Source organism: Cognatishimia activa (assembly GCF_001458335.1).
Taxonomy (GTDB): Bacteria; Pseudomonadota; Alphaproteobacteria; order Rhodobacterales; family Rhodobacteraceae; genus Cognatishimia; species Cognatishimia activa.
Map to the genome: position 1 here is coordinate 362,944 of NZ_CYTO01000024.1, position 13,927 is coordinate 376,870.

A 13,927-nucleotide genomic window follows, 5' to 3' on the forward strand; every position below is an offset into this window, starting at 1 on the left:
CCAAGAAGCGATTGCAACGGTCATCAACGCAGACGCACCCGCGGCCATGGCAGAAGCCTGCACAGCGCTCGACATACCCTTCGTTCACATTTCAACGGATTATGTGTTTGACGGCAGCGGTGACACGGCAAGGTCGCCAAAGGATGCGACGGCCCCCCTTGGGGCCTATGGGCGCTCTAAATTGGCAGGGGAGGCCGCTGTGGCCGCCGCAGGAGGGCGCTTTGCCATTCTTAGAACCTCTTGGGTCTTTTCCGCCCATGGCAATAATTTCGTAAAAACCATGCTGCGACTGGCCGAAACGCGGGACAGTTTGACAATTGTCGCTGACCAAATCGGTGGCCCAACGCCCGCAGCCGACATTGCAGCGACCTGCCTAAAAATCGCAGACGCGCTCCAATCCGGTCACGGCCCAACGGGTGTGTACCATTATGCAGGCGCGCCCGATGTCTCCTGGGCAGGCTTCGCAAGAGAGATCTTTGCGCAATCCGGACGTGAGGTGGCGGTGCAAGACATCCCCACATACGCCTACCCAACCCCCGCGAAACGCCCATTGAATTCTCGACTGGATTGTACAGAGTTAGAGACAGCATTCGGAATCCCGCGCCCCGACTGGCGTGCGGGCCTTTCAAAAGTTCTGACAGAGCTAGGAGCAGCGTCCTCATGACACAACGCAAAGGCATTATCTTGGCCGGGGGTTCAGGAACGCGGCTGTATCCGATTACAACGGGCGTCTCAAAACAGCTCTTACCGATCTATGACAAACCGATGGTCTACTACCCGCTCAGCGTTCTGATGCTTGCGGGAATCCGTGAGATCGCGGTGATCACCACCCCAGAAGACAGCGTACAATTTCAACGCGCGTTGGGCGATGGCAGCCAATGGGGGCTTTCGCTGACCTTTATTGAACAACCCAGCCCAGACGGTCTAGCGCAGGCTTATATTTTGGCGGAAGAGTTTTTGGATGGTGCACCCAGCGCCATGGTGCTGGGCGATAACATCTTCTTTGGCCACGGTCTGCCCGAACATCTCGCGGCCGCAGACAAACAGCCAGAAGGCGGAACCGTCTTTGGCTACCGCGTGGCAGACCCGGAACGCTATGGCGTCGTGGACTTCGCAGCGGACGGCTCGGTCCAAGGCATCATCGAAAAGCCAGAGGTTGCCCCCTCCCCTTTTGCCGTCACAGGATTGTACTTCTTAGACGCAACCGCGCCCGACCGCGCGCGCGCGGTCAAACCCTCTGCCCGCGGAGAGTTGGAAATCACCACTTTGCTGGAAACCTATCTGGAGGACGGGTCTCTGTCGGTGCAACAAATGGGCCGCGGATTTGCTTGGCTTGATACCGGCACCCATGCCAGCTTGCTAGATGCCGGGAATTTTGTACGGACATTGTCGGAACGCCAAGGATTGCAGGTAGGCAGCCCCGACGAAATCGCCTTTAACCTTGGATGGATTGACCGCACCGCACTATCAGAACGCGCAAAATTACTTTCGAAAAGCACTTACGGGCAGTATCTTCAGGACTTGGTTGCAAACAGCGCACCAGGCGCTTGAGCTCATTGAAAGGTCACCACTCGTGCTGGATGTGACCCGTTTGGGGGTAAGATGGCATCCTAAGCCCTGAGATTTCTGCATTGCTGAATATGTCTGCTCCGAGCCCATGTTGTCTAGTGCTGCAAAGAGCGCGAATGTCGGCATTGACGTATACTGCAGACACTGTTCTCAATCAATAGTTCGCAGTGCCAAAGCCCAGCCACCCGTAAGCGTCATCCAGAATTCGGGCTCACATAGATTGGGTTTCGGTCCTCCGCATTGAAGGTAATGTCCATCACGAACAATCCAAGATCTTCATCGGATGCTGTTGTCTCGTACTTATCTCGAGGTGGCATGGGGCGCTTTTCCCAGCTAGGCTGAAAAGCGAAGCTCGACACTTTTCGCCCATCGACCAGAGCACCATTTCCAGCGCCCAAAGCGTAATCATAGTAAAGCTTTACGATTTCTTCTTCTGTTACCTGATTAGTTGCGTCGTGAGCCATGCAGGCGGCCCGCCATTTTTTGACGCGCGCATAGTCAGAACCAACCGGCAATTCGAACCCCTCGTAATAGTCAAGAAACCAGAACCGCTTGAATACCGGGGTGAAAACAGCTTCTGCCAGGCCAAAACTTTCGAACAAGAAGGTACCCTCGGGGCTATGCTCCATCAGGAAATTATTGATGTCACGGTAGAGCGAAAGCAGTTTTTCATTCAAAGTCTCGCGTTGTGTCTTGTCCTGATTCATCACGTAGACATAGCCCGCCATTGTGATCGGCCCCTCCTTGGCTATGAGCATAGACTCCACAGCGTGTTCATACGGATCGCTGCGCCGTAGGCGCTCGCCTTCTAGAGCCTCGTCGAGATAACGCAGGATCACCAAACTCTCCTTGAGGATTTTGCCCTCGGGGGTTTCCAGAACTGGCAACGCAGTCGTCCCGCGAGTTTTTGCCAATAGTGCAGGGTCGCGGGGTTTGGTGATATCAACAACACGGAATTCGACCGCGTCCTGCTGGCCGCGAAGGGCCAACAGAATTTCCAATCGCTGCGAAAAGGGACAGACGGGTATGTGGTACACGATGGGCTTGGTCATGATGCTCAATCCAATGGAGGGCCGGTAAAGGTCATGTTGTGGCGTTCGCCAGATTCCACGATGGCGGGCATGTCATCAGGGATTGCGAACTGACCAGCAGCCATATCAACGAAAAAACCTTCGAAGCCGCCCGGGGTCAGGATCACAAGGTGGCGACAAGCTTCATTGCCGATGACCTTGAATGTATGTTCCGAGCCGCGCGGAATGAAGGCGCTTTCCCCGGCTTGCAGCACCTTTTCCTCTCCTTCCAGCCACACTCGGCAAGTGCCGGTCAGAACGACAAAGGCTTCATCCTCGTTGTGGTGAATATGGCGAGGTGGGCCGCTGCCAACAGGTGAGGTGCTGTCTACGATGGACATGGCCCCACCAGTATCTTCTGGCGCAAGAATGGTTTTGTAGGTCACACCCAGCCATTCCAACTCGGCGTTGGTGTTTTCAATGTCCTTCATCGTTTCTCTCCTTAAAATTTGGATTGAAACGAAAGCGCTTTCGTTGACAGGAAGGTAGCAAAGGGTCAACCTATCAGGCAAACCGCAAAATCTGATAATGGGTATCGATCAAGTGAATTTCGCGACACTCGACCTGAATCTTCTGCGCGTGCTGGACGCCCTTTTTAGCGAGGGGTCGACCGTCAAGGCGGCTAACCGACTGGCCATGTCGCAATCGGCTGTTTCCGGAGCGCTCTCCCGTCTGCGCCATGCATTGGGCGATCAACTTTTCATCCGGCAGGGGAACCGGTTGGTTGCTACTGATTACGCAGCGGGACTCGAAGCCGGGTTGAGAGAGGAACTGGTGCGCTTGGAGGCCTTGCTTGCCCCGCCGGCCGTCTTTGACCCGCAAACCGCCAAGGGCACTTTCAGGATTGCGGCCAGCGACTTCTTTGCCGAACTCTTGATGCCACCCTTGGCAGATCTCCTTCAGAAATCGGCGCCACACATCAGGGCGCAGCTGGTCGATCTTGTTCCCAATGATTACGCGGCAAGCTTGGAACGGCGAAACGCTGACATCGCGCTGATCCCCGACTTGGCGCTGCCGGACTGGGTCAACCGGGCGCCGCTATTTCACTCGCCATTCCACGTGATCGCACGCAAGGGCAATCAAGGCATCGCGGAACTAAAGGACGGGATGCAGATGCCAATGGAGGTCTTTTGCGCCCTTCATCACGTCCTGTTCTCGCCCGAAGGCAACCTCGCTGCAATGGGAGATGCTGCCCTTCACCGGGTCGGGAAAAGACGACAAGTTGCGATGACCGTTCCCGTCTTCAGCGGCGTCTGCCGAGCGGTGAGTGAAAGTGACCTCATCGCGCTGGTTCCTGCGCAGCTCGCGTCGAAGGTAGCCGAGACATTCGGACTGCGCGTGTACGAGCCGCCGATGGAGATTGATCCAGCGCTGATCATTGGCATCTGGCACAAGCGATCGGACAACGCCCCGATGGCCACTTGGATGCGGAGCCAAGTCTTCGGCCTCATGAAGGTACTGGATGTAGATTCATAGTCAATTTACTCAGTACGACCCCTGCTTGCCCATAAAGATAAGTGCGGCAGAACGCCCGATTTGGTCGGGGTCTATATGCCAATGCGGTCATTGGAGCAGGCACAGAAAATGGCAGCTTTGTCCGCAAAGCAGAAATAGCCCCAACCGACCCGTCCCTCAGTTGCTCTTCCGACCCGGGCGGAATGGCAGCGGGGCAACCGGTACACCATCCTCTATCAGGCTCTTGGCTTCTTCCAGATTTGCCTCGCCATAGATCGCTCGTTCCGGCGCGTCGCCGGTGTGCATGGCGCGCGCCTCTTGGGCGAACTTGTCGCCGACATAGTCTGAGGTTTCTTCGACCTTTTTCTTCAGCTCTGCCAGGGCCTGCTCTGCCGGGTTGGCAGGCGTTGATAGCATTGCTTCGGTTTTGGGCGCGGGAGGTGTGGGTGTCGCTTCGGGTCCCGGTTGAGGGGCCGCTGCAGAGCGAGACGGGCGCACGCGCGGGGCCATGATCGCCTTTTTGACGTCAGATGACCCGCAGCTTGGGCAGGTGACCATGCCAGCGGACTGCAGCTTTTCAAATGCCTCAGCATTCTGGAACCAGCTGTCAAAGCGGTTTCCGTCCGTGCAGCTGCTGCAATTTAATGAGTATTGGATCATCCAAACCTATCCGTGTTCGCCGAGACTACATATTCATGCAGCAACGCGGGATCAAGTAAATGTCGTTTAACTCAAACGACAGAGCTCAGATCAGATTGTCAGGATTAAAGGACTTGATGAGTTTGGCGAGCTCTCGCTCTTTCACCAATTTTGCGGCTTTCTTTTGTGGAAACCATTTCCGCCGCCGTTGACCCGCTTCGGGGTAGTTGTTTTTCACGCGGCGCGCCTTAACAGGATAGACATTTACCAAACAGGGCAGGGTGCCGTTCTTGGTGTCAGTCTTATAATACGAATAAACCCCGATACATTGGTCGGTGACTTTCCCTTTGACGCCAGCTTCTTCCCACGCTTCTTGTGCCGCCGCCTCCGCTGGGCGCATGCCAAGCATGGGCCACCCTTTCGGAATGATCCAACGGCCCGTACCTCGACTGGTGATCAATAGGATCTGCAGCTCACCGTCCTTGACGCGATAAACCAAAGACGCAAATTGAGTTCTCAGGCTGCGCTTCTTGGCCTTGGGCAATCTTATGGGAAGTTGCACTGTCATCCTAATGGGCCTGTTTACCGCTCGTTTTTTTGTTGTTTGTTTCATTTTTATATGGCGACAAGATATACGAATTCCCCGCTTTTGCAATGAAATGCGCCCCCCATAAGCCTGCAGGGGCCTTATTTTTTGCTGTTTCGCGCGATTGGGTGCGCGTGAAAGTGGTTATGATAATTCGCAAATAGACCGCGCGACCGGTGCCGGCTCTGGGCGTATTCCCTGTTCGTGGGAATTCATGGCCCTTGAATGGGATGAGGTTAGGGAAGGTCTATTTCCAAGGTGCTGAAGTAAGGTGTTCTTCTTCTGTGATGGCGCTATTTCGTTCATAATCGCAAAATTTAGAATTTTTTCTGGGATTTCGAGGGAAATTCTTGCGCTATGTGGGTTTTCGAATATTTTGTGTTTGTTGTGGATGCTTGATCTATATGTTGTTGTTTCGAGGTGGGTTTCACCCCTATTTACAACATTTAGATAGGTGGCTCTGTGGATAAATTCCCAACTTTTCCCCAAAATTCCCAAAATTCCTGTTGATTTCCATGAATTCCCATGTCATCCCTATATGCAGATGAGGACGGGAGTTAAGGGGCGCTCAAGACCCCAATAATAAAAAACTCCAAGTCAGGTTTCATACAGGCCCCGCTTTCATCGAACCAAGAGATCCGGCGCGCGGGCGAGCAGACATCCCCCCAGGTGGCGCGCGCAGCTGGACATACCCCCGCACTGCGGGACGAGGGCGGCGAATTGGGCAGTGGCAGCAGCTCAATTCGCCGTTTCGTTTCTGAGGGTGCGAAATGTGGACAGGACAACAGAAGGGCGGGTCATACCGTGGCACGCAGGTTCAGAGGTGAAAGCCACCATAAGGTGGATACGAAAGGCAGGGTGTCTATCCCCGCCTCTTTTCGCCGTGTGCTTGAAGCGTCTGATCCCAGCTGGAAATCCGGTGAAGCCCCAGAGCTTGTGATTGTCTACGGCGACCACCGTCGCAATTACCTAGAATGCTATACCATTGAGGCCATTGAAGAAGTCGATGATAAGATCGACGCGCTTCCGCGTGGCTCTATGGAACGTAAGATGCTGCAGCGCCTTTTCCACGGTCAGTCTTTCCCGACATCGGTAGATGAGACTGGACGCTTGGTTCTTCCTGCAAAGCTGCGCCAAAAGATCGATTTGGATAAAGAAGCTTTCTTTATCGCCGCCGGTGACACGTTCCAGATCTGGAAGCCGGAAACCTATGAAGCGGAAGAGCTGTCTGCCACAGAAGAATGGCTTGATGACCTTCCCGATGATTTTGATCCGCTGATCTATCTAGACCAGAAATCGGAGAGTTAAGGTATGGCTTCGAGTGCATCAAACACGTCCGATGCTCCTCACATTCCTGTTTTGCTGCGCCCGCTCTTGTCGGGCGTTTCGCCCGTTTCAGGGACCTGGCTCGATGGAACCTTCGGGGCCGGGGGCTACACTAAGGGTCTGTTAGAAGCAGGTGCGGATAAGGTGATCGGCGTTGATCGCGATCCGCTTGCATTCCAGATGGCTGCGGATTGGATCGGTGAATTTGACGACCGTATCGAATTGGTCGCCGGTGTCTTTTCCAAGATGGACGAATACGCGCAAGACCTGGACGGCGTGGTTCTTGATCTTGGTGTCAGCTCAATGCAGCTCGATCTAGCGGAACGCGGCTTTTCTTTTATGAAAGATGGACCGCTGGACATGCGGATGAGCCAGGATGGGCCTTCAGCGGCGGATATCGTGAATAACGCTGAAGAAGCCGAAATTGCCGATATCCTGTTTCACTATGGTGAAGAACGCGCGAGCCGTCGCATTGCCAAGGCAATCGTGAAGGCACGCGAAGTTGAACAGTTTAGCTCTACGCTGCAACTTGCTGACCTAATTGAGAAAAACCTCCCGCGTACCAAGCCCGGACAAAGCCATGCGGCCACCCGCAGCTTCCAAGGTCTGCGCATTGCAGTGAATGACGAATATGGCGAATTGTTCCGCGGTTTGATGGCCGCAGAACGCGCGCTGAAACCTGGCGGTCTGCTGGCGGTGGTGACGTTCCATTCCATCGAGGACCGTATGGTGAAGAAATATCTGCAAGCCCGCGCCGGACGGACCGGTGGTGGCTCTCGCTATGCGCCGGAAGTCGAAAAAGAGGCGCCGGCATTTGACTTGCTCACACGTAAGGCGGTCGGCCCGGATGAGCAGGAGCTGTCAGAAAACCCACGTTCGCGGTCTGCCAAACTGCGCATTGCTCGGCGCACCGATGCGCCGGCAGGGTCCGTGGACGGCAAAAAGATAGGCATGCCGATGTTATCGGCGCGTAAAGCTGGGGGACGTCGTTAATGCGCGGCTTGATGTATGTGTTGACCGTTGGTTTGGTCATTGGTCTGGCCTTCTGGGCCTATCGTGAAAACTATACAACGCAAACAGCGTTGGATGATGCAGAAGAATTGCAGATCCAAATCGGCGAAGCGCGAGATCGTCTGGCGATGCTGAAAGCCGAGTGGGCCTATCTGAACCGGCCCGACCGGTTGCGCGATCTTGCAGACCTGAACTTTGAGCGCTTGCAGCTTTTGCCGCTGCGCCCGGATCAATTTGGCCGGATCGAGCAGGTGGCCTACCCGCCGCTAGAAGGGGTTGAGCTAGAGGATATCACCGAAGTCTCCAATCAGGAGGGCCTCTAGATGATCCGCACGCCGCTTCGACCTCTTGCGACCATTATGAAAGCCCGCGAACAGGGCGAGAACCCTGACGCGATTGAAAAAGAGAATATCCGCCGGCGTCACGAAGAGATGCGCGACAAGGCGCGGTTGCGTGCCGAAGGCCGTTTGTTGGTGCTTGGCGTGGCCTTCTTGGCCGCGTTTTCCGTGATTGGCGTACGTATGGGCACTTTGGCAAGTTCCGAGGCCGCAGAGCCGCGTGCCAGCGCAAGCGGTGCACGCATTCTGGCGCAGCGGGCTGATATTGTTGACCGTCAGGGTCGCATTCTGGCGACCAATTTGGAAACCTTCAGCCTTTATGCACAACCGCAACACATGATCGATAAAGAAGGTGTTGCCGAGCGTTTGGTTGAGATTTTCCCTGATCTCAACAAACAACGTCTTATCAAAGACTTCACGGGCAAGCGTAAGTTCCTTTGGGTGCGCAAGAAGCTGTCTCCAGAGCAAAAGCAGTTGGTGCATGACATCGGCGATCCGGGCCTTCTGTTTGGCCCGCGCGAGATGCGCCTTTATCCCAACGGAAAGCTTGCGGCCCACGTATTGGGCGGCGCAGGCTTTGGTCGTGAAGGGGTGAATGCCGCCGAGGTGATTGGCGTCGCGGGCGTTGAAAAGACCTTTGATGAAGCCCTGCGGGACCCGGCGAATGGCGGCAAGGCCCTGACCTTGTCTTTGGACCTGACGGTTCAGACCGCGACTGAGCGTGTGCTTTACGGCGGCATGAAGCTTTTGAACGCCAAGGGTGCTGCTGCGGTCTTGATGGATGTTCATACGGGCGAGCTGCTTTCGCTCGTGAGCCTGCCTGACTTTGACCCAAATGACCGTCCACGCCCTCTGACCGAAGGGGATGCAGGCGATAGCCCGCTGTTTAACCGTGCGGTTCAAGGGGTTTACGAGCTTGGCTCTACCTACAAAATTTTTGCCGCTGCGCAGGCGATGGAACTCGGTTTGGTGAATGCAAACACGGTTATTGACACCAAAGGCCCGATGAAAGTTGGGGGCCACCGGATTGGTGAGTTCCAGAATAAGAATTACGGCAAACTGTCTGTCACTGATATTATCGTAAAGAGTTCAAACCGGGGCACAGGCCGTATGGCGTTGGACATCGGTCCAAAGCGCCAACAAGAATTCCTGAAAACTCTGGGTCTGTTTGAACCAACACCCGTTGAGATTGTCGAAGCCTCTGGCGGTAAGCCATTGCTTCCGGCGAAATGGACAGACCTGTCTGCGGTCACGGTGTCTTACGGTCACGGTATGTCCAGCACGCCCGTGCATCTGGCGGCGGCTTATGCCGCGCTGGCCAATGGCGGAACCATGGTGAAGCCAACGATTCTAAAGCGTGAAACGCCGCAAAACGGTCCGCGCGTGATCAGTGCGCGGGTTGCCGCCGAAAGCGTCAACATGCTGCGTAAAGTTGTGACCGAAGGCACAGCGAGTTTTGGCGAGGTTCCGGGCTATCACGTGGCGGGGAAAACCGGCACTGCTGATAAACCAAAACCGACCGGTGGGTATTACGATGACAAGGTTATCAATACCTTCGCATCTATTTTCCCGGCCCATGACCCGAAATACGTGCTGATCGTGACTTTGGATGAGCCAGTGGAAACCTCCGGCGACAAACCGCGCCGCACCGCGGGTTGGACCGCTGTTCCAGTTGCGGCAGAGATCATCGAACGGGTCGCGCCGCTGTTGGGACTGCGTCCGCAAGTTGAACCTGTCGCCCTGACTGGTATAACGCTGGCATCAAACTAAAAGCCAAATAAGGGCACCAAATGGCAGCGCAGGCAAAGGCACTTTCTGAATTAGGTCTGACCGCTGCGGCGGGTCGCAATCCAACCATCACAGGCGTCGCTGTTGACAGCCGAGAGGTGAAAGAGGGCTTTCTGTTTGCCGCTCTGCCGGGCACGCGGGTGCATGGGGCCACCTTCATTCAATTCGCCCTGCGCATGGGGGCAAGTGCGATCCTCACGGATGCCGAAGGCGCGCGTATTGCGTCTTCTGAACTAGAGGCGTCCGATGCGGCGCTGGTAATTTGCGAAGATCCGCGACAGGCATTGGCATACACCGCTGCACTTTGGTTTGGGAAACAGCCCTCTGTCGTAGCGGCCGTCACGGGCACCAATGGCAAAACATCCGTGTCGACGTTCCTGCGCATGATCTGGCAAGAGCTGGGACTGCCGTCTGTGAACCTCGGCACCACCGGAGTTGAAGGCGACTTCGAAGCGCCGCTCAAACACACCACACCGGAACCCATCACATTGCACCGCACCCTGCGCGATTGTGCGGAAGACGGCATAGAATGCGCGGCCATGGAAGCAAGTTCCCATGGTTTGGAACAACGGCGTTTGGACGGGGTTCAGCTCACGGCGGCTGGGTTCACCAATCTTAGCCAAGATCACCTCGATTATCACGCTAACTTCGATGACTACTTCGATGCCAAAGCGGGTCTCTTTGCGCGGGTACTGCCAGAGGATGGCGTTGCTGTTGTCAATATCGACGATATGCGCGGTGCCGACATGGCGGCGATTGCCAAGGGTCGCGGGCAGAGGGTGTTGACGGTTGGGCGTCATGGTGCCGAGCTAGAGTTGATCGCACAAAGATATGATGCCACCGGTCAGGACATCCGCTTTTCCTTTGACGGAGAGATTTATCAAACCCGTTTGAACCTCATTGGCGGGTTCCAAGCAGAGAATGTTCTATTGGCGTCAGGCATGGCGATTGCCTGCGGTGCCGATCCGAAACGGGTCTTTGAAATTCTACATGAACTCAAAACCGTACGCGGCCGGATGCAACTTGCTGCGACGCGTGAAAACGGGGCGGCGGTGTTTGTGGATTATGCCCACACGCCCGATGCGGTTGCGACCGCGCTGAAAGCGATGCGCCCTCATGTGATGGGTCGCCTTGTGGCGATTGTCGGCGCTGGCGGGGATCGTGATCAAGGCAAACGCCCATTGATGGGTTCAGCGGCGGCAGAGAATGCCGATATTGTTTTCGTGACCGACGATAACCCACGTTCCGAGGTGCCTGCGGACATTCGTTCCATGGTGATGGAAGGTGCCCCCGAAGCCATTGAAGTCGGCGACCGTGCAGAAGCGATCTTGCGCGGTGTGGATGCTTTGGGGCCGGGCGATGCATTGCTGATTGCAGGCAAAGGGCATGAGACAGGACAAATCGTTGGCGATGATGTGCTGCCTTTTGATGATGTAGAGCAAGCCAGCGTGGCTGTGATGGCGCTTGATGGAGGATTGGCATGAGCCTGTGGACAGCTGCAGAAGCGGCGAAAGCGACCTCTGGCCAAGCAATCGGTGAATGGACCTGTGAAGGGGTGTCCATTGATACCCGGACTATAGAGCAGGGTGATCTCTTTGTTGCGCTCAAAGCGGCGCGCGACGGTCATGACTTTGTCGCGCAGGCCTTGGAAAAAGGCGCGGGCGCGGCTTTGGTGACCCATCGCCCCGATGGGGTCAGCGAAGAGGCTCCTTTGCTTCTGGTCGACGATGTTCTGACCGCGCTTGAGAATCTCGGCAAAGCAGCACGGTCGCGCATGAAGGGTAAGGTCGTTGCGGTCACTGGCTCTGTTGGAAAAACATCTACCAAAGAAATGCTGCGCACTGTTCTAAGCGGGCAGGGCAAAACCCACGCGTCTGTTGCTAGCTATAACAACCACTGGGGCGTGCCGCTGACCTTAGCGCGTATGCCGGCGGACACCGACTTGGCAATCATTGAGATCGGCATGAACCACCCGGGTGAGATCGCGCCATTGGTGGCTTTTGCGCGGCCTCACGTGGCGGTCGTCACGACCGTGGCTCCGGCTCATTTGGCGGCGTTTGAAAACATCGAAGGCATCGCGAAAGAGAAAGGGTCGATCTATTCAGGGCTTGAAAATGGCGGTGTTGCGATTTTCAACAATGACTTGGAAGTCACTGAAATCTTAAAAGATATTGCGTCTCAATATGCGGATACCCTTGTCGGGTTTGGCGAGGCTGAGACATCCGATGTTTGCCTGAGCAATGTCACCATCAGTGATACGACCACCGTGGGCGCTGCACGCATTTTTGATGAGGGTTACCTGTTCAAAGTTGCGGTTCCTGGGCGCCACTACGCCATGAACGCCATGAGTGTTTTGGCGACTGTCAAAGCGCTCGATCTTGATATGGCCATTGCCATTGCGGATCTTGGCCAATGGGCACCAGGCGCGGGACGTGGTTTGCGCAAGGTGATCTCTTTAGATTTGGCGGACCCGAGCGCCACGATTGAGCTGATTGACGATGCCTACAATGCAAACCCTGCATCTATGGCGGCATCACTAGAGGTGCTCGCAGGTGCCGACGTGAAAAACGACCGTGGGCGAATTAGCCAAGGGCGGCGGATCGCTTATTTGGCTGATATGGGTGAGTTGGGGGAGACCGAGGTGCAAATCCATCAATCCCTCGCCAAGCTTCCGTCCATTGACGAAATCGACCGGGTGCATTGCATCGGGCCACTGATGCGCAACCTTTATGAGGCTCTTCCGCTGCAAAAACGTGGCCGTTGGACTGAAGATGCCGCCGAAATGGTCACTGGCATTGCCAAGGATCTGGACGCGGGTGACGTCATTATGGCCAAGGGATCATTGTCCATGGGAATGGCCCGCGTGGTTGACGCCATAGAAAAATTGGGCCATCCCGCCCCGAAAGTTAACGAGGGAACATCCTAAATGTTATATTGGCTCACGTCACTTTCCGATGGCGGTGACTTCTTCAACCTGTTCCGCTACATCACATTCCGCGCGGGCGGGGCCTTTATGACGGCGCTGTTCTTCGGTTTTATTTTTGGTCGCCCGTTGATCAATGTTCTGCGTCGAAAACAGGGCAAAGGCCAGCCGATCCGCGATGATGGCCCAGAGGGGCATTTCGTCAAAGCCGGTACCCCGACCATGGGTGGTTTGCTGATTGTGGGCGCGCTTTTGACCTCGACTTTGTTGTGGGCGCGGCTGGACAACGGTTTTGTTTGGCTGGTGCTGTTTGTCACCATGGCCTACGCGCTGATTGGGTTCGCTGATGATTTCGCAAAGGTCAGCAAGCAAAACACAAAGGGTGTTTCCAGCCGAGTACGCTTGTTGTTGGGCCTTTTGATTGCGGCGATTGCCAGTTATTGGGCCACAACTCTGCATCCAGAAGCGTTGCAATTCCGTGTGGCATTGCCGATTTTCAAAGACGTTTTGTTAAACTTCGGGTTCTTCTTCATTCCATTCGCAATGATCGTGATTGTCGGTTCCGCGAATGCTGTGAACCTGACAGACGGTCTTGATGGGTTGGCGATTATGCCGTCCATGATCGCCGCAGGCACATTGGGTGTAATTGCCTACGCTGTGGGCCGCGTCGACTTCACCGAATATCTGGACGTGCATTACGTGCCGGGCACCGGTGAAATCTTGATCTTCACCGCCGGTCTGATTGGCGGCGGTCTGGGTTTCCTTTGGTACAACGCCCCTCCAGCGGCGGTCTTTATGGGCGATACCGGGTCATTGGCTTTGGGTGGCGCATTGGGTGCCATCGCGGTTGCGACCAAACACGAGTTGGTTTTGGCCATCGTTGGCGGCGTATTCGTCGTGGAAGCGCTGTCCGTGATTATCCAGGTTCTGTACTTCAAACGCACCGGCAAACGGGTGTTCTTGATGGCGCCGATCCATCACCATTATGAGAAAAAGGGTTGGGCAGAGCCGCAGATCGTGATCCGGTTCTGGATCATCTCATTGATCCTCGCGATGATCGGTCTTGCCACGCTGAAAGTGCGCTAGGCAAACGTCTTAGAAAATCGACCAATCCATTTGTTGGGCCAGACGTTTCGTTGTTCTCGCTGCACACGGAGTTGAGCACATTGCGGCATCGCCGGCGATCAACCTGCTGCCAAAGTTAATCGCCGCTACGGCCAAG

Annotated in this window: 14 protein-coding genes; 10 read left to right on the forward strand and 4 right to left on the reverse strand. The window is 55.4% G+C overall.

Annotation, left to right across the window (positions count from 1 at the left end; all coding sequences use genetic code 11):
- Both rfbD and rfbA read left to right on the forward strand, forming a co-directional pair.
- On the forward strand, positions 1–664 hold a 664-nt coding region (gene rfbD / locus TA5113_RS12865), incomplete at its 5' end, for a dTDP-4-dehydrorhamnose reductase (RefSeq protein WP_258953929.1).
- Positions 661–1,551: a glucose-1-phosphate thymidylyltransferase RfbA gene (rfbA, locus tag TA5113_RS12870; RefSeq protein ID WP_058314802.1), complete on the forward strand. Its 891-nt coding sequence runs from the start codon at positions 661–663 to the stop codon at positions 1,549–1,551. The genes rfbD and rfbA, both read left to right, overlap by 4 nt.
- 212 nt (positions 1,552–1,763) lie before the next feature.
- On the opposite strand, the gene TA5113_RS12875 is transcribed toward rfbA, so the two are convergent.
- Positions 1,764–2,621 (reverse strand): glutathione S-transferase family protein, encoded by an 858-nt coding sequence (locus TA5113_RS12875; protein WP_082625831.1) that lies wholly within the window; start codon positions 2,619–2,621, stop codon positions 1,764–1,766.
- Between the two features lie 5 nt (positions 2,622–2,626).
- Positions 2,627–3,070 carry a cupin domain-containing protein gene (locus TA5113_RS12880; protein ID WP_058314478.1) on the reverse strand — a complete coding sequence of 148 codons (444 nt, stop codon included), beginning with the start codon at positions 3,068–3,070 and terminating at the stop codon, positions 2,627–2,629.
- 97 nt (positions 3,071–3,167) lie between these two features.
- Between TA5113_RS12880 and TA5113_RS12885 the strand changes: the two genes are divergently transcribed.
- Positions 3,168–4,115 carry a LysR family transcriptional regulator gene (locus TA5113_RS12885; RefSeq protein ID WP_245627134.1) on the forward strand — a complete coding sequence of 316 codons (948 nt, stop codon included), beginning with the start codon at positions 3,168–3,170 and terminating at the stop codon, positions 4,113–4,115.
- 156 nt (positions 4,116–4,271) lie between these two features.
- Here the strand turns inward: TA5113_RS12885 and TA5113_RS12890 are convergent, their stop codons facing one another.
- Together TA5113_RS12890 and TA5113_RS12895 are read right to left on the reverse strand one after the other, a co-directional pair.
- Positions 4,272–4,754 (reverse strand): DUF1178 family protein, encoded by a 483-nt coding sequence (locus tag TA5113_RS12890; RefSeq protein WP_058314477.1) that lies wholly within the window; start codon positions 4,752–4,754, stop codon positions 4,272–4,274.
- Between the two features lie 85 nt (positions 4,755–4,839).
- Complete coding sequence (locus TA5113_RS12895; protein WP_058314476.1) at positions 4,840–5,301, reverse strand: NUDIX hydrolase; 462 nt, start codon at positions 5,299–5,301, stop codon at positions 4,840–4,842.
- 822 nt (positions 5,302–6,123) lie between these two features.
- On the opposite strand from TA5113_RS12895, the gene mraZ reads away from it, so the two are divergent.
- The 7 genes from mraZ to mraY are packed head-to-tail and all read left to right on the forward strand — an operon-like array spanning position 6,124 to position 13,791.
- Positions 6,124–6,627: a division/cell wall cluster transcriptional repressor MraZ gene (gene mraZ, locus TA5113_RS12900; protein WP_082625830.1), complete on the forward strand. Its 504-nt coding sequence runs from the start codon at positions 6,124–6,126 to the stop codon at positions 6,625–6,627.
- A gap of 3 nt (positions 6,628–6,630) precedes the next feature.
- Positions 6,631–7,638 (forward strand): 16S rRNA (cytosine(1402)-N(4))-methyltransferase RsmH, encoded by a 1,008-nt coding sequence (gene rsmH, locus TA5113_RS12905; RefSeq protein WP_058314474.1) that lies wholly within the window; start codon positions 6,631–6,633, stop codon positions 7,636–7,638.
- Complete coding sequence (gene ftsL, locus TA5113_RS12910; RefSeq protein WP_058314473.1) at positions 7,638–7,979, forward strand: cell division protein FtsL; 342 nt, start codon at positions 7,638–7,640, stop codon at positions 7,977–7,979. The genes rsmH and ftsL overlap by 1 nt, the downstream gene beginning before the upstream one ends.
- Complete coding sequence (locus tag TA5113_RS12915; protein WP_058314472.1) at positions 7,980–9,764, forward strand: peptidoglycan D,D-transpeptidase FtsI family protein; 1,785 nt, start codon at positions 7,980–7,982, stop codon at positions 9,762–9,764.
- Positions 9,765–9,784: 20 nt separating this feature from the next.
- Positions 9,785–11,266: a UDP-N-acetylmuramoyl-L-alanyl-D-glutamate--2,6-diaminopimelate ligase gene (locus TA5113_RS12920; protein WP_058314471.1), complete on the forward strand. Its 1,482-nt coding sequence runs from the start codon at positions 9,785–9,787 to the stop codon at positions 11,264–11,266.
- Entirely contained in the window at positions 11,263–12,708 is a 1,446-nt protein-coding gene (locus TA5113_RS12925; RefSeq protein ID WP_058314470.1) for a UDP-N-acetylmuramoyl-tripeptide--D-alanyl-D-alanine ligase, read from the forward strand. The genes TA5113_RS12920 and TA5113_RS12925 overlap by 4 nt, the downstream gene beginning before the upstream one ends.
- Entirely contained in the window at positions 12,709–13,791 is a 1,083-nt protein-coding gene (mraY, locus tag TA5113_RS12930; RefSeq protein WP_058314469.1) for a phospho-N-acetylmuramoyl-pentapeptide-transferase, read from the forward strand.
- The last annotated feature ends 136 nt before the right edge of the window (positions 13,792–13,927 follow it).